At 74.1% G+C, this 20,363-nt stretch carries 5 protein-coding genes; 3 read left to right on the top strand and 2 right to left on the bottom strand.

Annotated elements, in window-relative coordinates:
• The first annotated feature begins 22 nt into the window (after positions 1-22).
• Positions 23-2,047 carry a phosphocholine-specific phospholipase C gene (locus AVL59_RS27710; protein ID WP_067309591.1) on the top strand — a complete coding sequence of 675 codons (2,025 nt, stop codon included), beginning with the start codon at positions 23-25 and terminating at the stop codon, positions 2,045-2,047.
• Here the strand turns inward: AVL59_RS27710 and AVL59_RS27705 are convergent.
• Together AVL59_RS27705 and AVL59_RS27700 are read right to left on the bottom strand one after the other, a co-directional pair.
• On the bottom strand, positions 2,037-3,062 hold the full coding sequence (locus AVL59_RS27705) for a Gfo/Idh/MocA family protein (protein ID WP_079147018.1): 1,026 nt from the start codon (positions 3,060-3,062) through the stop codon (positions 2,037-2,039). The genes AVL59_RS27710 and AVL59_RS27705 overlap by 11 nt on opposite strands.
• 71 nt (positions 3,063-3,133) lie before the next feature.
• Positions 3,134-4,228: a baeRF3 domain-containing protein gene (locus AVL59_RS27700; RefSeq protein WP_067309588.1), complete on the bottom strand. Its 1,095-nt coding sequence runs from the start codon at positions 4,226-4,228 to the stop codon at positions 3,134-3,136.
• 448 nt (positions 4,229-4,676) lie between these two features.
• Here AVL59_RS27700 and AVL59_RS27695 point away from each other — a divergent pair, with 448 nt between their 5' ends.
• On the top strand, positions 4,677-6,401 hold the full coding sequence (locus tag AVL59_RS27695) for a fatty acyl-AMP ligase (protein ID WP_079147017.1): 1,725 nt from the start codon (positions 4,677-4,679) through the stop codon (positions 6,399-6,401).
• A 162-nt stretch (positions 6,402-6,563) separates the two neighbouring features.
• Positions 6,564-20,321 carry a type I polyketide synthase gene (locus AVL59_RS55875; protein WP_067309582.1) on the top strand — a complete coding sequence of 4,586 codons (13,758 nt, stop codon included), beginning with the start codon at positions 6,564-6,566 and terminating at the stop codon, positions 20,319-20,321.
• The last annotated feature ends 42 nt before the right edge of the window (positions 20,322-20,363 follow it).

The raw sequence follows: 20,363 nt of genomic DNA, 5'->3' as shown, positions 1-20,363 counted from the left end.
TCCGGTGACGAGGACGGGGCGAATGACACCGATCAGCCGAAGAGGCTTCGTGGGGCTCGGCGCTTCAGTCGCGGCGGGCGTGGCGCTGAGCGCCGGCACGCGCAGTGCGGCCGCTGCCGCCACCGCGGCGACCGGCACGATCAAGGACGTGAAGCACGTGGTCATCCTCATGCAGGAGAACCGCAGCTTCGACCACTACTTCGGGCGGCTGAAGGGCGTCCGCGGCTTCGACGACCGCAGCGGCATCACCCTCGGCGGCGGCTACCCGGTCTTCAACCAGCCGAACGGGCTGGGCCGCCAGTACCCGTGGAAGCTCAGCGCGACCCCGGACGCGGGCGGCAAGGACGGCGAGACCCTCGCCCAGTGCAACGGTGACCTGCCACACTCCTGGTCCTCGCAGCACTCCGCGTGGAACAAGGGCCGCATGGACAACTGGGTCCTGGGCGTCGGCAACGTCCGCTCGCTCGGCTACCTGGACCGCTCCGACATCCCCTTCCACTACGCGCTCGCCGACAACTACACGATCTGCGACGCCTACTTCTGCTCCACCCTGAGCGCGACGGGCCCCAACCGCACCTACCTGTGGAGCGGCAAGGTCGACCCTTCCAGCTACGACGGAGGCGACGAGTCCGGCCTGACCTGGCAGAACTACGCCGAGGCGCTGCAGGCCGCCGGGGTGACCTGGAAGGTCTACCAGAACGCGGACGACAACTACGGCGACAACGCCTGCGCCTACTTCAAGAACTTCACGAACGCCAAGGCGGGCGACCCGCTGCACGACCGGGGGATGTCCTCCGTCCCGAAGGTCACCGGTTCGACCCCGGACGACATAGCCGCCGCCATCAAGGCCGACGTGCTCGCGGGCACCCTCCCGCAGGTCTCGTGGATCGTCCCCAACCAGGCCTTCTCCGAGCACCCGTACGCCCCGCCCGGCGACGGCGCCCACTTCGTCAACCTGGTGTACCAGGCCCTAGCCGCCGACCAGGACGTCTTCGACTCGACCGTCCTCTTCCTCAACTACGACGAGAACGACGGCTACTTCGACCACGTCCCGCCTCCTGCACCGCCCTCCGGCACGGCAGGCGAGTTCCTCAACGGGGTGCCGTACGGCTTCGGCTTCCGCGTCCCGATGATCGTCGTCTCGCCCTGGACGCGCGGCGGCTGGGTCTCCTCGGAGGTCTTCGAGCACACCTCGGTGCTGCGCTTCCTGGAGACCTGGACGGCGGCCCTCGGCAAGCCCGCGAACTGCCCCAACATCAGTGACTGGCGGCGCAAGGTGAGCGGCGACCTGACCGGCGTGTTCGACTTCGCCCACCCGGTCTACGGCTCCGTCGCGCTGCCCGCGACGAGCGTCATCGGCATCGACACCTGTGGCCCGCTGCCCAACCCCGTGCCGACGGACAACGCCCTGCCCGCCCAGGAGCCCGGCACCCGTCCGGCCCGCGCGCTGCCGTACCAGCCGAACGGATACCTGGACCACCTGGAGTTCGGCGCGGCCGGCAAGATCCTCGCCTGGTTCACCATGACCAACCAGGGCGGCCCGGCGGCCCGGGCGGCGCACTTCTCCATCCACCCCAACGCCAACCGCGACACCACGCCCTGGCAGTACACCGTCGACGCGGGCGGCACGGCCTCCGACTACTTCAACATCGGCCTCGGCTTCGGCTCCGGCAAGTACGACCTCAGCATGGTCGGCCCCAACCGGTTCCTGCGCCGCTTCCAGGGCGATGCCACCAAGGCGGGCAAGACGGCGGAGGTGAGCACCCGGTACGCCGTGGAACCCGGCACGGGCAAGCTCGCGATCTACTTCAAGATGACCAACTCGGGGTCGTCGGCGGTGAAGTTCACCATCACCTCCAACCACTACCGCACCGACGGTCCCTGGACGTACACCGTCGCGGCGGGCGCGTCGACGGAGGACTACTTCAACGCCGTCGCGTACCAGAACGGCTGGTACGACTTCACGGTGACCGTCGACTCCGACGCGACCTGGTCGCGCCGGTTCACCGGGCACCTGGAGACGGGTGCCGCGAGCGTCAGCGGCTGACCTCGGCGTACAGGTCCGGGCGCGGGGCGAGCTCGACGGCCACCCGGCCGCCGGTCTCCAGCGCCCGGACCCCCGCCTCGGCGACCACCGAGGCCGCGTAGCCGTCCCAGGCGCCCGGCCCTGTGACCCGGCCGCGCCGGGTGGCGTCGACCCACGCCTGCACCTCGCGGTCGTAGGCGTCTGCGAAGCGCACGAGGTAGTCCTGAGCGACGTCCTCGGTGGCCCGGCCCCCGCTGGTGACCACCATGGTGTGCTCGTCGCCGATCCGGGCGCTGCCCGCCTCGCACACGGCCTCGCAGCGCACCTGGTAGCCGAAGCCGCAGTTGACGAAGACCTCGACGTCCACCAGCGCGCCGCGCTCGGTCTCGAACAGGACGAACTGCGGGTCGATCAGCCCCTCGGGCGCGCCCGCAGAGGACGCAGGCCGCAGCACGGTGACCGCCGTCAGCTCCTGCCCGAGCAGCCAGCGGGCCGCGTCGATCTCGTGCGAGACGGAGCTGTCGATCAGCATGGCGCTGGTGAAGTCGGCGGGGGAGGAGACGTTGCGGTGGGTGCAGTGCAGCATCAGCGGACGGCCCAGGGCGCCGCCGTCCAGCAGGGCCTTCAGCCGCCGGTACTCGGTGTCGTAGCGCCGCATGAAGCCGATCTGCGCCAGTCTGCGGCCGAGTCGCGCCTCGGCCTCCACCACCCGCAGCGCACCCGTGGAGTGAGGCACCATGGGCTTCTCGCACAGCACCGGCAGGCCGCGGTCGAAGGCCGCGAGCAGCGCCTCCTCGTGCGCGGGCCCGGGGGAGGCGATCAGCACGGCCGCCACCCCCGGCGCGTCGAGCGCGGCCACCGCCTCCGTGTGCACGGTGACGCCGTCCAGGCCGGCCGTCGCCTCCTTGGCGCGCTCGACATCGGGGTCGGCCACGGCGGCCACCCTGGCGCCGCTCACCACCTGGTCCAGGCGTCGTACATGGTCGGCCCCCATGTGTCCGGCACCCAGTACGGCCACACCCAGCAGGTCACCCATGCGTGCGCTCCCTTACGCCGACGATCACGCCGTAGCGTACGCCGCGCAGGGAGCGCTGCCCGGGGGGTGCCTCAGTACCGCAGCACCCCCGCGATGCCGTTCGCGTCGCCCAGCGTGCCGTCCGGGACGAAGCGGACGTCGGCGCCGGTCTCCAGACACTGCTCGACGATCTCGTCCACGATGTCGTCGCGGGCGTCCAGGTCGCCCGACTCGGCCGGGATGAGGTGGTCGCCGTCGTCGCGGACCCTCGTGCGGTAGTTCTCCTCGACGGCGAGGAGCCGGACGCGGCCGTCCCGGGCGTTCTGCCACAGCTCGTCCACCCCGGCCGCGTAGGCCTTGTGCCCGCGCGCCGAGGTCAGCTCCCTGATGACGGACGTGGTGTCCTTGCGGGTCTCCGTCTCCAGGACCGGCTTGAGGGCCTGCCACACGGCCTCCGGGCCGGCGTGGGCGAGGCCTCCGTGCGGAACCTGCACGGCGGACTTGGCGACACTGCCGACCTCCTCCAGCAGGGACAGCGCCGCCAGCTCGCCGGTGATGTAGAGCGGACGGGGCTGATCGCGCAGGACCGTGCTCATGGAGGTGTCCGCCTCGCGCAGGTACTGGCGGGTGGCCTCGTCACGGAAGGTGCTCGGCTGGTCTCCGATCTGCATCAGCCGCTCGGCGTCGAAGTTCTCCCGGATGTGGATCAGCGGGAAGCCGCCGGAGTGGTCCTCGACGACCCGGTCGGGGCCGCCGCTCCACAGCGTGATGCGGTCGGCGGACAGCGACAGCGCCCAGAAGGGCCGCTCGGAGGCCTGGGCCGAGACCAGATTGCGGGTGAGGAAGGTGTCCGAGAGCACCACTCGCTCGGGGACGGTGCGGGCCAGCGACCAGACCTGGTGTTCACCCGGCGCCGCGAAGATGACCAGGCCGTCCTCGGCGTGTGCCAGGTCCACTTCCGTCAGGGCGCGGTCGAGCTGTGTCACGACGTCGTTGCGCCGCTCCCGGGTGACGGCGGGGTCGGATTCCAGCCGCTTCCTGGCCTCGGCCACCACATTGCGCAGCCGGACCGGATCCTGGCCGTTCTCGGGTTCACGGCGGTGCGTCGGCGTCAGCACGGACACTGCCGGGTAAGGACGCGGGCGCCGCAGTTCGGCAAGGGTTGCGGGACTCAGTGCGTGCTCCATGACAGCACGATAGGGCGGATTCACCAGTCCGGCATTCGGGGTTATCGCCCGATATTTTCTGGCGCAGCGTGGTGGTCCGGTCGCGGTGTGTGACGTATGCCACGAGAGGGCGTGCCGACCGCGAGTGTGCAGCCGGTTCACGCGTTCGTCACGGATCGTCAGCTGAGCGAACTCGCTTGGATACGAAGCGTTTACGCCAGCCCGGCATTTCGAACAACAGATCTTGCTATGGTCCTACTCATCGGTAGCGGGCTGCTGCGGGGGGATCGCATCAGGCTGCTGCGGGGGATCACGAGGAGCCGTCCGACCCCACGGTTCCCTGCACGAGGGGTCAAGTCCAACGGCCCGGCAACGAGGCCGGGTTGACGCCGACTCCGTGCGTCCATGCGACATGGAACCCGAACTCCCGTCTACTCGCCACCCATTCAGACAGGTGAAGACTCGTCCTATGGCTCGTTCCCTGGTCGAACTGCTGACCACGCACGCCTCCGACCACCCGGAGCGCACCGCGTACCGCCATCTCGTCACCGGTGACGGTGACGGAGAGACCCAGGAACTCACCTACGCCCGGCTGGTCACCCGCTCCCGGGCCGTCGCCGCCTGGCTTCAGGAGCGCGGGCTGGCCGGTTCGCGCGCCATGCTGCTCTACCCGCCCGGCCTGGAGTTCATCTGCGCCTACCTCGGCTGCCTCTCGGCCGGTGTGGTCGCCGTACCGGGTGTGCCCCCGCAGGGGCGCTCCCAGAACCACCGTGCGCTGACCCGGATGAAGCGCCTGATGGCCGATGCCGACGCCAAGGTCATCCTGGGCGGCCGCGAGGTGATCGCCGCCCTCGACGGCATGGCCGGGCACCTGCCCGAACTCGACGTGATCGCCCGCGTCGCCACCGAGGACATACCCGACGACGCGGCGGCCGCCTGGCGCGAGCCCGAACTCACCGCGGACTCCGTCGCGTTCCTCCAGTACACGTCCGGCTCCACCTCGGCCCCGCGCGGTGTCGTGGTCACCCACGGCAACCTGCTGGACAACCAGCGGGTCATCACCGAGCGCATGCGCCACACACCCGAGGCGATCGCCGCACACGACCAGGAGCTGTTCGTCAGCTGGCTGCCGGTCTACCACGACATGGGGCTCATCGGCCCGGTCCTGAACACCGTGTACCTCGGCGCCACCGCCACCCTGTTCTCGCCCCTGCACTTCCTGCAGCGGCCGGACCGCTGGCTCACGGCGGTCAGCCGCTACCGCCCGCACACCAGCGGCGGCCCCAACTTCGCCTACGAGCTGTGCCTGAAGCACGCCGGCCCGGGCCTGCTCGACACCCTCGACCTCGGCTCCTGGAAGGTCGCCTTCAACGGCGCCGAACCCGTGCGCGCGGCCACCCTGCGACGCTTCGCCGACACCTTCGCCTCCGCCGGATTCCGCCGCGAGGCCCTCTACCCCTGCTACGGCCTGGCCGAGGCCACCCTGATGGTCACCGGCGGTACGGTGGACACCGCGCCGACGCTGCTCGCCGCCGCGGACGGCGCCCCGAACGCGGGCCAGGCCGACGCGGCCGCCGTGGGCTGCGGTCGGCCCGGTGCCGGAGTGACCGTGGCGATCGTCCACCCCGAGCGGCTGGAGGAGCTGCCCGAGGGAGAGGCCGGCGAGATCTGGGTGAGCGGGGCGAGCGTCGCCAAGGGGTACTGGCGCAACACCCTCGCCACCCGCGAGACGTTCCGCGCACAGCTTCCCGGCCGCGAGGGCCGCTTCCTGCGCACCGGCGACCTGGGATTCCTGCGGGACGGCGAGCTGTTCGTCACCGGCCGGCTCAAGGACCTCATCGTCATCGACGGCCGCAACCACTACCCGCAGGACCTGGAGCTGAGCGCCGAACTGGTCCACCCGGCCCTGCGCCCCGGCTGCACCGCGGCCTTCCCCGTGGACTCCGCGGCGGAGGGCGAACAGCCCGTCCTCGTCGCCGAGATCGCGCCCGACAGGGCCGGCGAGTCCGAGAAGATCACCGACCTGATCCGCAGCGCGGTCGGCGAGGCCCACGGTCTGTCCTTGCGCGATGTCGTCCTGGTCAAGCCCGGCACCATCCCCAAGACCTCCAGCGGGAAGATCCAGCGCCGCGCCACCCGGACGGCGTACCTCGACGGCACCCTCTCCTCGGTGACCACCGTCGCCGTGGGGTGACCTCCCGCCGCCGGCGTGCCCGTGGGCGCCGGCGGCGGCCCGGCACCCCCGGTCCCCGCGGCCCCGATGCGGGCCGCGGCCCCTCCCTTTCGCCGTACCGGGCATCCGACGCCCGGCGCGGAATCCAACACTGAGCCCGAGTTCACGAGGACGCCTGCCCAGATGCCTGCGAACGAGACCCCGAAGCACACCCCCGAGCCGTCCCTGACGACCTCCGAGGGCGTCCGGGCCTGGCTGGCATCGGCTGTCGCCGAGGCGGCCGGAATCGATCCGGCGCACCTCGACCCGGACCGGCCACTGGCCGAATTCGGCCTGGGATCACGCCAGTTGGTGACCCTGGCCGCCGAACTGGGCACACTGACCGGCCGCCCCCTGGAACCGTCCCTCGTCTTCAACCACCCCACGATCACCGCGGTCGCGGACGCCGTCTTCGCGCAGCCGACCACCCAGGCGCCCTCGCCGGGTCCCGCCGCGGACCGGACCGGCGGCCCCGGCGACGACGTGGCGATCATCTCCATGGCCTGCCGCCTCCCCGGCGGAGCCGACGACCCCGAGGCCCTGTGGCGGCTGCTGGCCGCCGACGAGGACGTCATCTGCGAGGTCCCGGCGGGCCGTTGGGACACGAACGGGCTCCACGACCCCGACCCCGAGGCGACCGGCGCCGCCTACACTCTGCGCGGCGGCTTCCTCGACGGCGGCATCGACCGCTTCGACGCCGCCTTCTTCGGCATCTCCCCGCGCGAGGCGGCCGCCATGGACCCCCAGCAGCGGATCCTCCTGCAGACCACCTGGGAGACCTTCGAACGCGCCGGGATCCTCCCGGAGTCCCTGAACGGCAGCTCCACCGGCGTCTACCTCGGTCTCTACGAAAGCGGCTACCTCGCCTCCGCCTCGCTCGACCAGCTCGACGGACACATCGGTACCGGCTCGGCGGCCAGCGTGGCCTCGGGGCGCATCTCCTACACCCTCGGCCTGCAGGGGCCCGCGGTCACCGTCGACACCGCCTGCTCGTCCTCCCTGGTCGCCCTGCACCTGGCGGCGCGTGCCCTGGCGGGCGGGGAGTGCGACCTCGCCCTGGCCGGCGGCGCCACGCTGCTGGTCACCCCGCGCGGGCACGTCGAGTTCAGCAGGCTGCGCGGGCTGTCGCCGTCCGGGCGGTGCAGCCCTTTCTCCGCCGACGCGGACGGGGTCGTCTGGGCCGAGGGCTGCGGGCTCGTCCTGCTCAAGCGGCTCGCCGACGCGCGCCGGGACGGCGACCGGATCCTGGCCGTCGTCAAGGGCTCGGCGATCAACCAGGACGGCCGCAGTCAGGGCCTGAGCGCCCCCAACGGCCCGGCTCAGGAACGGGTCCTGCGCGCCGCCCTGGACGCGGCCGGGCTCGCCCCGCACGACCTGGACCACGTCGAGGCCCACGGCACCGGCACCCCGCTCGGCGACCCCATCGAACTGCGGGCCCTTGCCCAGGTGTTCGGGCCCGAGCGCCCCGCCGAGCGGCCGCTCGGCATCGGCTCCGTGAAGTCCCGCATCGGCCACGCGCAGGCGGCCGCGGGCATCGCCGGCGTCATCACGACCGTCCTGGCGCTCGGCCACGAGCACATCCCGGCGTCCCTGCACGCGGAGCACCTCACCGACCACCTCGACTGGACCGGCAGCGGCCTGCGCGTCCGAAGCGCCGGACAGGCCTGGCCGCGCGGCGCGGAGCGGGTGCGCCGGGCCGGCGTCAGCGCGTTCGGCATCAGCGGCACCAACGCCCACGTCGTCCTGGAGGAGGCCCCGGCCCCGTCCGCACCCGAGCCGGCAACGGAACTCCCTGGCGGCCCCGGCGCCGAAGTCCAGCCCGCCGCCGAATCGCGGCACGCGTACGGAGACCAGCCCGTCTCCGGCGACCAGCCCGCCTTCGCGGAGCGGCCCACGCTCTTCCCGCTCTCCGCCCGCAGCCTCCCCTCCCTCCACCGCCAGGCCTCCCGGCTGCTCGACGCCCTCGAAACCCGCCCGGAGCTGCCGCTCGCCGCGGTCGCCGCGACCCTCGCCCACCACCGCACCCACTTCGACCACCGGGCCGTCGTCCTGGCGCCCGACCGCGCACGGCTCCTGGACGCCCTGCGTGCCCTCGCCGACGGGCACCGCGATCCGGACCTCACCGCGGGCCCCGAGCAGAGCACCCCCGCCGGAAAACTGGCCTTCGTCTTCCCCGGCCAGGGCAGCCAGTGGGCCGGGATGGCCCGTGATCTGCTCGACCGCGACCCGGTGTTCGCCGACGAGCTGGACCGGTGCGACGCCGCGCTGCGCCCGTTCACCGAGTGGTCCGTGGCGGCCGTGCTGCGCGGCGACGCCGGTGCCCCGCCCCTGGACCGGGTGGACGTCGTGCAGCCCGCCCTGTTCGCCGTGATGGTGTCGTTGGCCGCGGTGTGGCGGGCCCGGGGCGTCCGCCCGGACGCCGTGATCGGGCACAGCCAGGGCGAGGTCGCCGCGGCCTGCGTGGCCGGCGCGCTCAGCCTCAACGACGCGGCCGCCGTGGTCGCCCTGCGCAGCCAGGCCCTGACCGAGCTGTCCGGCACCGGCACCATGGCCCTGATCGCGCTGCCCCACACCGAGGTCCGGGCCGCACTCGACGGATCCGTCTCGGTCGCCGCCGTCAACAGCGGCCGCGCCACCGTGGTCGCGGGTGCCGTCGAACCGGTCGAAGCCCTGCTCGCCGGTCTCGAAGCGCGCCAGGTGTTCGTCCGCCGTCTCGACGTCGACTACGCCTCCCACAGCGACCGCGTCGAACCGGTCCGCGACCGGATCCTCGACGAGCTCGACGGCGTCACCACCTACCCGACGGACATCGCCTGGTACTCCACGGTCACCGCCGAACCGGTCACCGAGGCACTGGAGGCGGACCACTGGTACACCAACCTGCGCGACACGGTCCGCTTCGCACCCACCGTCGAGCGCATGCTCGCCGACGGCTACCGCCACTTCGTGGAGCTGAGCCCGCACCCGGCCCTGCTCACCGCGCTGCGCACCATCGGCGAGGACACCGGCCACGATCTCACCGCGGTCGGCTCGCTGCGCCGGGACGAGGACGGGCCCGCCTGCCTGGAAAGGGCCGCCGCCGAACTCCACGTCCACGGACGGCGGATCGACTGGCGCCGTCTGGTCCCGGGCGGCAACGCCGCCGATCTGCCGACCTACGCCTGGGACCCGCAGCGCCACTGGACCGAGCCCGAGACCGCCACCGGCGGCCCCGCCCTCTTCGACCGCGCCGCGCACCCGTTGCTCGGCATCCAGCTCCAGTCCGCCGACGAGACCCGCTGGACCTTCCGCGGCGAATGGTCGCACGCCACCGCCGACTGGCTGCCCGACCACAGCGTGTTCGGCCGCATCGTGGTCTCCGGAACCACCGTGATCGAGCTGTGCCGCGCCGCGCTCGCCGTGGCCCGCCCGGACCGTCCGGCCGACCTCACCGACCTCCTCCTGCTCAGCCCCCTCGTGCTGCCGTCCTCCGGCACCGTCGAGGTCTCCGTCGAGGTCGTCACCGCGGGGCCCGTGCCCGAGATCACCGTGCACAGCCGTCCGCGCGGCCGTGACCTTCTCGGCTGGACCCTGCACGCCACCGCCTCGGCGGCCGAGCCCGCCCCGTCCGCCGCAGGCCACCCCCCGGCGTGGCCCGACACCGCCCAAGAGGCCTGGACCGGGCGGACGTACGACCGTCTCGCCGCTCTCGGCCTCGGCTACGGGCCCGCCTTCCAGGCCGTACGCTCGGCGGTCACCATCGGCGAGGGCGAACTCCTCGCCCGCCTCTCCCTGCCGGCCGTCGCCCGTGATGTCGCCGGCCCCTACCCGCTGCACCCGGCCCTGCTGGACGCCGCCCTCCATGTGACCGCCGCCCTCGGAGTGGCCGAGGGACGCGCCCTGCTCCCCGTCGCCGTGGGCCGCTGCGTCCTGCCCTGGAGCGGCACGGGCGACCTGACCGCGCAGGTGCGGCGCACCGGCGGCTCCGCCACCGACCTCACCCTGGACATCACCCTGTGGGACGCCGACGGCCTGCCCGCCGGGCGTCTGGAGGCGGTACGGCTGCGCGCCGCCGACCCGGCCGACCTCGACGCCGGTTCGGAGAACGCGCGGCACCTGTACGAGGTGGCGTGGACGGCCGTCACCGAGGACCCGCCCGCCGTCGCGCCGGACCTCGCCTGGGCCGTGGTGGGCGATCCGGCCGACCCGCAGGTCGCCGCCGCTCAGCGCGGGCTGGAGCGCCGTGATCCGGGCACCGACGTCGTCGTACGGTTCTGGCCACGCCCCGCCCCGGACGCCGAACCCGCCCGCACGGCCCATGAGCTGGCGGCCTCCGCCCTCGCCGAGCTGCAGGCCCTCATCGCCCTGCCCGGGGAGCAGGCGCCCGCCCGGACCGTCTGGGTGACGCGCGGGGCGGTCGCCGCCGCCGACGGCGACCCGGTGGCCGGATACGCCCAGTCGGTGCTGTGGGGCCTGGCGCGCAGCGCCCGTGCCGAACACCCGGACCTCGGGCTGACCCTGCTGGACCTCGACGACGGCGATCCCGTGCCGGCGCTCCGGGCGGTCGTAGGCCTGGGTGAGGAGCCTGAACTGGCCCTTCGTGAGGAGAGGTTGTTCGCGCCACGGCTGGTGCGCGCCCGGCCCGCGAACGCCGTGCGACCGCCGGAGCGGAACGGGACCGGGGGCATCCCCACCGACGGGACCGTCCTGATCACCGGCGGCCTGGGCGCCGTCGGCCGGCACATGGCGCGCCTGTTCGCCGGGCGGGGCGTTCCCCGGCTCGTGCTGACGGCCCGCAAGGGTGCCGCCGATCCCCGCGCGGCCGGGACGGTCGCCGAACTGGCCGCGCTCGGTGCCGAGACCGAGGTCGTCGCCTGTGACGTCACCGACCCGGCCGCCGTCGCCGGCGTACTCGCCCGGGTCGGGGAGGAGCTTCCCCTGCGGGGTGTCGTGCACTGCGCCGGGATCCTGGACGACGGGGTGGTCGCCGAGCTGACGCCCGAGCGGCTGGCGCGGGTGCTGCGGCCCAAGGTCGACGGCGCCGCCCATCTGCACCGCCTCACCGCCCACACTCCGTTGGCCCTGTTCCTCCTCGTGTCGTCGGCCGCCGGTGTCGTCGGCAACGCCGGCCAGGGCAACTACGCCGCCGCCAACGTCTTCCTCGACCAACTGGCCGGTCACCGGCGGTCCCTGGGCCTGCCCGCCGGCTCCGTGTCCTTCGGCGCCTGGGCCGGCGAGGGCCTCGCCGCCGCCCACGCCGACCTGGACCGCATGGCCCGGCTCGGCCACCGCGCCCTCACCCCGGACCAGGGCCGTGACCTGGTGGAGCTGACCCTGCGGCACGGCGCCCCGCACCTGGTCGCCTGGGCCCTCGACCTGCCCCGCCTGCGCGAGTCGGACGCCGTGGGCACCGCCCTGTGGCGCACGCTGCTGCCCGCTGCGCACACCACCGGGCCCACCGGCGAGACCCTGGCCGACCGGCTGGCCCGGCTTCCCGAGGCCGAGCGGACCGAGCGTGTCCTCGCCCTGGTCCGCGACGAGGTCTCGCGCGCCCTCGGCCTGCCTTCACCCGAGTCCGTGCGCCCCGGCCGGCCCCTGCGCGACCTCGGCATGGACTCCGTCACCGCCGTCGAGCTGCGCAACCGCATCGGCGCCCGGCTCGGCACCCGTCTGCCCGCCACCCTCCTCTTCGACCACCCCACCGCAGACCGGCTCGCCGAGTACCTCCTCGGCCACGCCCTCGGCCGAGCCGCGCGGCCGGCCCCGGCCCAGCCGCAGCCGGCGCGTACGGCAGCCACCGACGAACCGATCGCCGTCGTGGGCATGGCCTGCCGGCTGCCCGGCGGGGTCGGCGACCCGGACGACCTGTGGCGGCTGGTCGCCGACGGCCGGGACGCGGTCGGTCCGTTCCCCGCCGCACGCTGGGACGTGGACGCGCTGTACGACCCCGACCCGGACGCCCTCGGCAAGTCCTACGCCCGCGAGGGCGGCTTCCTGGACGACATCGAGTCCTTCGACGCGGGCTTCTTCGGCATCACCCCGAAGGAGGCCGCCGCCATGGACCCGCAGCAGCGGCTGCTCCTGGAGACCTCCTGGGAGGCGCTGGAGGGCGCCGGAATCGTGCCCGGCGGGCTCGCCGGCAGCACCACCGGCGTGTACGTCGGCATGTTCGGCAGCGACTACCTCTCGGGCTCCCGCCTCGACCAGCTCGACGGCTACGTCGGCACCGGCTCGGCGCTCAGCGTCGCCTCCGGACGACTGGCCTACGCGCTCGGCCTGCACGGACCGGCGCTGACCGTGGACACGGCCTGCTCGTCCTCGCTGGTGGCGACCCATCTGGCCGCCCAGGCGCTGCGCCTGGGGGAGTGCGATCTGGCCCTGGCCGGCGGAGTGACGCTGATGGTGACCCCGCAGACCTTCGTGGAGTTCAGCCGCCTGCGCGGACTGTCCCCGACCGGCCGCTGCCGCTCCTTCTCCGACGACGCCGACGGCGCGATCTGGGCCGAGGGCGCGGGCATGCTGGTCCTCAAGCGCCTGGGCGACGCCGAGCGGGACGGCGACGAGGTGCTGGCCGTGCTGCGCGGTACCGCCGTCAACCAGGACGGCCGCAGCCAGGGCCTGTCCGCGCCCAACGGCCCGGCCCAGGTGGACGTGATCCGCCGCGCGCTGGAGCTGTCCGGGCTCGCGCCCGCCGACATCGACCACATCGAGGCGCACGGCACCGGGACCACCCTCGGCGACCCGATCGAAGCGGGCGCCCTGGCCGAGGTCTTCGCGGCCTCCCGCGCCCAGGACCGGCCGCTGTACCTGGGCTCGCTGAAGTCCAACATCGGCCATGTACAGGCCGCTTCGGGCGTCGCAGGACTGATCAAGGTCGTGCAGTCGCTGCGCCACCAGACCCTCCCGCGCACCCTGCACGCCGGCACACCGAGCCGGCACGTCGAATGGGAGGACAGCGGGCTCGCGCTGCTCCAGGAACCGGCCGCCTGGCCGGCGACGGCCGAGCGGGTGCGACGCGCCGGAGTCAGCGCCTTCGGCATCAGCGGCACCAACGCCCATGTCATCGTGGAGGAGGCCCCGGCCAAGCCCGCCCGTACGACGGAACTCCCGGACGGCAAACGGCTGTTCGTGCTCTCCGGCCGCAGCGAGGCCGGGCTGCGCGGGCAGGCGGCCCGGCTCGCCCGTTACGTCGGAGCCGACACCCCTCTCCCGGACATCGCCCACACCCTGGCCCGGCACCGCAGCCACTTCGAGTGGCGCACCGCGCTCGTCGCGGGCGACCGGGACGAACTGCTCTCCTCCCTCAAGGCGCTGGGCAGCGGACGCAGGCCCGTGCCCGCGCCCCGCGAGGAGCAGAGCGGCAAGGTGGCCTTCGTGTTCGCCGGGCACGGCGGCCAATGGACCGGCATGGGCCTGGAGCTGCTGTCCCAGAGCGAGGCGTTCCGCACGGAGCTGACCCGGATCGACGAGGCCGTCGAACGCCACGTCGGCTGGTCGGTGCTCAACGTGCTGCGCGCGCCGGAGGAGTTCTCCCCGCTCGACCGCACCGAATATCTGCAGCCGGTCCTCTTCGCCGTCAACGCCGCCCTGGCCGCCGCCTGGCGGGAACTCGGCGTCACCCCGGACGCCGTGGTCGGCCACAGCCTCGGGGAGATCGCCGCCGCCCACAGCGTCGGAGCCCTCACCCTGGACGAGGCCGTGACCGCCGTCACCGGGCGGGCCGCGGCGGTGGTCCCGCTCGTCGGGCACGGCGGCATGCTCGCCGTGGAACTGCCGCCCGCCGACGTCGAGGACCTGCTCGCCCCCTATGCGGGCCGGCTCTTCGTCGGAGCCGTCAACAGCCCCGGCGCCACCGCGGTCTCCGGCGAGTCCGACGCGCTCGCCGCCCTGCGCCGCCGACTGGAGGAGCGCGGCATCCCCGCCCGCGTCCTGTCGACGCCGTTCGCCTCGCACACCCCGCTCATGGAGCCCCTGCGCGCCGAACTCCTCGACCGTTTCTCCGGCATCCGCGGCACCCGCACCGAGACCCCGCTCTACTCGTCCGTGCTGGCCGAACCGGTCCCCGGGGACGGTCTGGACGCCGCCTACTGGTTCGCGAACCTCCGGCAGCCGGTCCGCTTCGCGCAGACGATCCGCCGGATGCTGGACGACGGCTACCGCCACTTCGTGGAGCTCAGCCCGCACCCCTCGCTCACCTCGGCGATCGAGGCGGTCGCGGCCGAGGCCGGAATCGACGCGACCGGGATCGGCTCACTGCGCCGCGGCCGCGACGGCCACGACATGCTCCTCGGCAGGCTGGGGGAGCTGTACACGGCCGGGCACACGCCGAACTGGACGGCGCTCTTCCCGGGCGGCCGCCGCATCGGCCTGCCCACCTACGCCTTCGCCCGCGAACGCCACTGGCTCGCCCCGGTCCAGGCCACGGCCACCGGCGGCTCCCCGCTGCTCGGCACCCACGTCCAGGCCAGCGACGAACCCGGCCGGGACCTCTTCCAGAGCGAGATCGACCTGAACGACGGGCGTTTCGCCTACCTGACCGACCATCAGGTCACCGGAGAGGTCTGGCTGCCGGGCGCCGCCTTCCTCGACATGGCGATGGAGGCCGCGGCCACCGTCTCGGACGGCGACGAGGTCCACCTGGCCGACGTCCGTTTCGTGCAGCCGCTGCGCCTGGACGCCGTACGGCCCGTACGGCTGCAGCTGGTGCTGCGAGGCGCCGAGGACGGCTACCGCGACTTCACCGTCGCGTCCGCCCCGGCCGGTGAGCGCCAGTGGCGCCGGCACGTGACCGGGCGGATCGCCACCACGCCGCAGCCCGGCCCGGCAGCGGAGCCGGGGCTCGACGCGCTGCGCGAGCGTTGCACCGAGCCCGTCGACGTGCCCGCCGTCTACGCCGGCCTCGCCGCCCTCGGCATCGACTACGGCCCCGCCTTCCGGGGCCTTGAGGAGGGCCATCGGGACGGCCGTACGAGCGCGGTCGCCCGCCTGGCCGCCCGGCCCGCGGCCGGTCACCTCCTGCACCCCGCCACGCTCGACGCCTCCTTCCACGCGGCCGCGCTGCCCGCCGACGCACCCGACGGCAGGGCCTTCGTGCCGGCCGGCGCCGGACGCGTGCGGTTCACGGGCCTGCGCACCGCGCCCGCCTGGGTGAGCTGCGACCTGCGCTCGGTGGACGGGGACAGCGCCCTGCTCGACCTGCGTCTGTGGGACGAGAGCGGCCGACTCGTCCTCGCGGCCGACGAGTTCCGGCTCGCCGCGCTCTCCCCCCTGGACGGCGCCCTCTTCGAGACCCGCTGGCAGCCCCGCCCCGCGGCACAGGAGCGGCCCGCCGAGGGCGGCTGGCTCATCCTCGCCGACGAGACCGGAGTCGCCGACGAACTGGCCGACCGCCTCGGCGACTCGGTGCCGTACGCCGTCGCCCGCCGAGGCACGGCCTACGGCACCGAGGGCCCGGGCCGCTACGTCCTCGACCCGGCCGACCCGGCCCAGCTGGCCCGGCTCCTGGACGAGGCGTTCCCGGACGCGCCGCCCGCCCGGGTGGTCCAGCTGTCCGCGCTCGACGCCCCGGCGGTCCGCGACGACCACAGCGCCGAGGAGGCCGCCCGGCTGTGCTGCCTGACCACCCTGCACCTGGTCCGCGCCCTCACCGGACGTGAGCGTGCGCAGGGCCGTTCCACGCGCCTGTTCGTCGTCGTACGCGGCAGCCAGGCCGCCGGTGACAGCGGCGCGGTGACGCATCCGCAGCAGGCCCTCGCCTGGGGCTTCGGGCTCACGGTCGCCCAGGAGCACCCGGAACTCGCCACCACGCTGATCGACCTGCCCGCCGACGACGGCACCGAGGCGCTGTGGACGCAGCTGTGGCACGCGGACGACGAACGCCTGGTCGCGCTGCGCTACACCGGCCGCCTCGTCCCGCGCCTGGCTCGCACCCGCCCCGACGACGGCGGCCACCCCGAGCAGCCGGACGGCGTGCACCTGATCACCGGTGGCCTCGGCGGCCTCGGCCGGGTCGTCGCCGAACGGCTGGTCCGGCGGGGCGCCCGGCGGCTCGCCCTGCTGAGCCGCGGCACGCCCGACGCGGCCGCCACCGCCTGGATCCAGGGCCTGGAACAGCGCGGCGTCACCGTGCACCTGGCCCGCGCCGACGTCGCCGACCGAGCCGGACTCTCCGCCGCCCTGGACGCCGTACGCCGGGAGGCGGGCCCCGTCGCCACCGTGGTCCACACCGCCGGTGTGCTGGACGACGCCGTCCTCGCCAACCTCACCGACGAGCGGGTCCGGCGCGTCCTCGCACCCAAGGTGCTCGGCACCGCCCTGCTCACCGAGCTGGCCCCGGAGGCCCGGAACCTGGTCCTGTTCGCCTCGGCGGCCGGTCTGCTGGGCTCGGCGGGACAGAGCGCGTACTCCGCCGCGAACGCCTTCCTCGACGCCTGGGCGCACCACCTCTCGCGCTCGGGACGGCGGGCGCTCAGTCTGGACTGGGGTGCCTGGGCCGGCGTCGGCATGGTCGCCGAGTCCGGCACCCGGGCCGCCGAGACCAGCCGCTCGGGCCTGGTCGCCTTCTCCCCGCAGGACGGCGGCGAGCTGTTCGAACGGGTGCTGGCCACCGGCCGTCGCCAGCTCGCCCCGATCGCCCTCGACCGGGATCTGCTCGCCCTGGACCCGGACGCCGCCCGCAGCCGCCCGCTCCTGGCCGGCCTGGTGACCGTCCCGGCCGGCGGCGGCGACACCGACGAACTCGTGAAGAAGGTGTTCGCGGCCACCACCGGACAGGAGCGGACGGAATGGCTCGAGACCTATGTGCGAGCCCGTGTCGGTGAGGTGTCCGGCGGCGCCGTGGACGTGTTCGCCACCACGGCCCTGAAGGAACTCGGCCTGGACTCGCTGATGCTGGTCCGGCTGCGCAACGCCTTCGCCCGCGAGCTGGGGGTCGAACTCCCGGCCGCCGACGTGTTCGCGGCCGCCGACATCCGCGGCCTCGCCCGCGCCCTGGGCGAGGCCCTGCCCGAGCGCGCTGCACCTGCCGAGCGGACCGGGAGCGCACCCGCCCAGGACGTGCCCGAGACCGAACTGCGGCCCGCGACCCGGGACGTCGTACGACTCCTGCGCAGCGCCCAGCCGGGCATGCCCGACGCGGCCCACGGCGTGGGCCTGGCCGTACGGCTGACCACCCCGGCCACCCGGGAATCCCTCACCGGCATCATCGACCGGCTCACCGCCCGGCACGCGGCTCTGCGCACCGCCGTCGTCACCGGTGCCGAGGGCGTACGGCAGTTGCGTGTCGACCGCTCGCTGCCCGCGCCGCTGCTGCGGTGGACCGACGCCCGGGCCGACGGCACGGCCGTGACCGCCGCCGAGCGGCTGCGCCTGCTCCTCGAACCGCCGTTCGATCTGACGGTTCCGCCGCTGTGGCGGTTCGAACTCGTCGACGGCGGACCACAGCGGCAGATCCTGGTCTTCGGCGCCCACCACGCGGTCAGCGACCTGCAGTCCCTGCTCCTGGTGGCGGCGGAGATCGACGCCGAACTGTCCGGCACCCCGCTGGACGACACCGTCACCAACCGGGACATCGACCTGCTGATCGAGGCCCAGCAGGGCGGCGGCTCCGGCCCCGGCGACGACTGGCGCGCGGCCTTCCAGGGCAGCGAACGGCTCGACCTGACCCTCGCCCGCCCGCGCCCCGAAACCCGCTCCTACCGGGCCGGGAGCGTCACCGTGACCCTCCCCGACGGGCTCGTGGAACGCGTCTCGGCCGCGGCGAGCAGCCTGGCCGTCACCCCCGCCGCCTTCTGCCTCGGCACCCTCACCGTGCTGCTCGCCAGGAAGCGGGAGCGGGAACGGTTCGTGCTCGCCGTGCCCGTGGACACCCGCATCCACGCCGACGCCTACGGCGCGGTGGGCTTCTTCGGCGTCCCCGTGCCCTTCCCCGCCCAGGCGGCTGCGGGCGAGCGGGTCGCCGACGTACTGGTGCGCACCGACAGCCGGCTGCAGCAGATCCTGGCCAAGGGCGCCATGTTCTCCGACGTCCTCGCCACCCTCGCCCGCCAGGGCCTGCACCGCGCCAACGCCCCCCTGGTCGAGGTGTACTTCAACTACGTGCGCTTCTCGGGCCGGTTGCGAAACCTCCAGGTGCTGCCCGCCGGGGTCGGCCACACCGACCTCGACCTGATGATCACCATGACGCCGGACGCGGGCACCGTCCGCCTCGACCACAACCTCGACATCCTGGACGCGGACACCGCGACCGGACTCGGCGAGGAGTTCCTGCGGCTGCTCGCGGAGACAGCCGAGGACGCGACCGGGTTCGTACAGGAGACCCCGACGGCCGTACAGCAGGCTCCGGTCGACGGACCGCGTCTCGCCCTCGCCGCCACCTTCGCGCTCGGCAACCTGCCCCTGATGTGCGAGACGGCCCTGGAGGACGACCGGGCGACCGTCACCGAGGCGCCCTACCACCAGGTCCTCGCAGCCCTGCGGGACCCGTCCGGCGTCCTCGCCGACCCGGCCACCGCGGTGGGCGTCGTCCTGCTGCGGGCCGCCGACCTGGAGCGCTTCGGACCGGTGGACGACACGGTCCTCGACGACCTGCTGAGCGCCTACCCGGCCGCGCTGAAGTCCCTGGCCGAGCGCACCCGCAGGCCGCTGGTCGTCGGCATCCCGCCCACCGCCCGGGCCGAGGACCGCTTCCTCGCCTGGGAGCGCCGGATCGCCGCCGAACTGGCCGGACTGCCGGGCATCGCGGTGCTCGGACCCGACGAGTGGACCCGGCACCACCCCGTCGAGGACCGCTTCGACGAGCGCACCGAGCGCCTCGCCCACCTGCCCTTCACCCCGGCCTTCCAGGCGGCACTCGCGCTGCGCCTGGCCGAGGTCGTCCGGGCGGTACGGCGTCCCGCGCCCAAGGTGATCGCCGTCGACGGCGACGAGACCCTGTGGGGCGGAGTGGCAGGCGAGGCCGGCCCGGAGGCGGTGGACCTCATCGGCCCCCGCGCCCTGCTGGCCCGCAGGCTGCTGCGGTGGCGGGACGCGGGCGCCCTGCTCGTGCTGGTCAGCAACAACGACGAGGCCACCGTCCGCGCCGTCCTGGAGCGCCCCGACAGCCTGCTGAAGGCCGAGCACTTCAGCGTGCTGTCGGCCGCCTGGGGGCCCAAGCCGGCCCGGCTCGACGAGGCCGCCCGTACCCTCAACCTGGGCCTGGACAGCTTCCTGTTCCTGGACGACAACCCGGCCGAGATCGCCAAGATGCGCTCGGCGCTCCCGCAGGTGCTCTCCGTGACCTGCCCGCCCGCCGCCGAACTCGACGCGTTCGTCGGCCGGTTGTGGCCGCTGGTCCCCGCGGCGGCGACCGCCGAGGACGCCCTGCGGGCCCGGTTCTACGCCGAGGAGCGAGAGCGGGACGCCGTCCGCGCGGGCGCCGGATTCGAGGAGTTCCTGGCCGAACTGAACCTCGAGGTCGACATCCGGGAGCTGGGCGAGGAGGACGTCGAGCGCGGCGAGCAACTCGTGCGCCGTACCAACCAGTTCACCCTGCGCGCCCGCTCCGCCGACGGCGGCGATCTCGCCCGGTGGCGTGAGCGGGGCGAGGTGTGGACGGCCGCGGCGCGGGACCGGTTCGGCGACTACGGCCAGATCGCCCTGCTCGCGGTCGCCGCCGACGGCGACCGGCTCGATGTCCTCGCCTGGCTGATGAGCTGCCGGGCTCTCGGCCGGGGCGTCGAGGAGCGGCTGCTCGCCCGGCTCGCCGACCGTGCCGAGGAACTGGGCTGCGCCAAGGTCCGGATCACCGCGGAACGCACCCCGCGCAACGCGCCCGCCCGGCGGCTGCTGGCCGCGCTCGGCGGCGGCGCCCCGGACGACGAAAGGCCGGACGTCGTGGCCACGCCCGAACAGCTGCGGGCCTTCCGCTCCTGGGAGCAGCAGTGAGGAACAAGACCGTGCACAACGCGAAGGGCTCTCATGCGTGAC

This window comes from Streptomyces griseochromogenes, from assembly GCF_001542625.1.
Classification (GTDB): Bacteria; Actinomycetota; Actinomycetes; order Streptomycetales; family Streptomycetaceae; genus Streptomyces; species Streptomyces griseochromogenes.
This window is presented reverse-complemented; position numbering and strand designations above follow the sequence as displayed.

What these genes read in the sequence shown, in the direction of transcription:
- AVL59_RS27710 (WP_067309591.1), top strand. Translation starts at nt 23, where the DNA reads ATGACACCGATCAGCCGAAGAGGCTTCGTGGGGCTCGGCGCTTCAGTC.
- AVL59_RS27705 (WP_079147018.1), bottom strand. Translation starts at nt 3,062, where the DNA reads ATGGGTGACCTGCTGGGTGTGGCCGTACTGGGTGCCGGACACATGGGG.
- AVL59_RS27700 (WP_067309588.1), bottom strand. Translation starts at nt 4,228, where the DNA reads ATGGAGCACGCACTGAGTCCCGCAACCCTTGCCGAACTGCGGCGCCCG.
- AVL59_RS27695 (WP_079147017.1), top strand. Translation starts at nt 4,677, where the DNA reads ATGGCTCGTTCCCTGGTCGAACTGCTGACCACGCACGCCTCCGACCAC.
- AVL59_RS55875 (WP_067309582.1), top strand. Translation starts at nt 6,564, where the DNA reads ATGCCTGCGAACGAGACCCCGAAGCACACCCCCGAGCCGTCCCTGACG.